2 protein-coding genes are annotated in these 1,056 nt (G+C 65.9%); both read left to right on the top strand.

Going from position 1 to position 1,056, the window contains the following annotated elements; genetic code table 11:
* Positions 1-565: SAM-dependent methyltransferase (locus EN893_RS35345; RefSeq protein ID WP_245490973.1), on the top strand; the 565-nt coding region annotated here is incomplete at its 5' end.
* Positions 558-935 (top strand): YraN family protein, encoded by a 378-nt coding sequence (locus tag EN893_RS35340; RefSeq protein ID WP_127269758.1) that lies wholly within the window; start codon positions 558-560, stop codon positions 933-935. The genes EN893_RS35345 and EN893_RS35340, both read left to right, overlap by 8 nt.
* Positions 936-1,056 lie beyond the last annotated feature (121 nt).

The raw sequence follows: 1,056 nt of genomic DNA, 5'->3' as shown, positions 1-1,056 counted from the left end.
GGTCGCCGAGGCGCTCGACCACGGCATTCGCGTCGTGCCTATCCCCGGCCCGTCAGCGCCGCTGGCGGCGCTGACGGCATCCGGCCTGCCCTCCGATGCCTTCCTGTTCGCCGGCTTCCTGCCGGTCAAATCAGGGCAGCGGCTGACACGGCTGGAAGCACTGAAGGCCGTGCCGGCGACATTGATTTTCTTTGAATCGCCGCGCCGGCTGGCTGACTCCCTGGCTGCCATGGTCGAAGCGCTCGGCGGCGAGCGCAAGGCCGCTATCGGCAGGGAATTGACCAAGACCTTCGAAGAGATGCGAACCGGCACGCTGCAGGCGCTGGTCGACCACTATGCTGCGGCCGATACGCCGAAGGGCGAAATCGTCGTCTGCGTCGGTCCGGCCGAGGCCAGGGTCGACGAGCCTGAAGACATCGACCGTCTGCTTCTGTCGCTTGCCGTCGAAATGCCGGCCTCCAAGGCGGCCGCGGAAGCCGCGAAGATGACCGGCGGCCAGAAACAGGCCCTCTATCGGCGGCTGCTTGACCTTAGGGAGACTTCTGGAGAAAGCGACAGTGGCTGAGCGCCCAAGCGTCAGCCGCCAAAAGGCCTATCGGCGCGGCCATCGCGGTGAATGGCTGGCGGCGGCAGCACTGATGATGAAGGGCTACAGAATCCTTGCGCGCCGCCACCGCACACGCTTCGGCGAGATCGACCTGATCGCGCGGCGCGGCGATCTGGTGCTGTTCGTCGAGGTCAAGGCGCGCCGCACGCTGATGGAAGCCATGGAGGCGATCGGTCACGAATCGGAACGTCGAATAGAAGGCGCGGCCGACATCTGGCTGTCGCGCCAAGCGGACTACGGCAGGCTGTCGATGCGCTTCGACATGGTCGCGGTGCTGCCCTGGCGCTGGCCGGTGCATGTCGAGAACGCGTTTTACGGGAGGAGTTGAGGGGCCACTTACGGGCGTTGCTCGCCCTTCGCTGGCTCCCTGCCCTTCGGGCGTTCAGTCCCTTCAAAAGGTCCACCGGACCTTTTGATCCGCCCGAAGGCGAACCGGGCCTTCACCGTTC

Source organism: Mesorhizobium sp. M7A.F.Ca.CA.004.04.2.1 (assembly GCF_004022825.1).
Taxonomy (GTDB): domain Bacteria; phylum Pseudomonadota; class Alphaproteobacteria; order Rhizobiales; family Rhizobiaceae; genus Mesorhizobium.
This window is presented reverse-complemented; position numbering and strand designations above follow the sequence as displayed.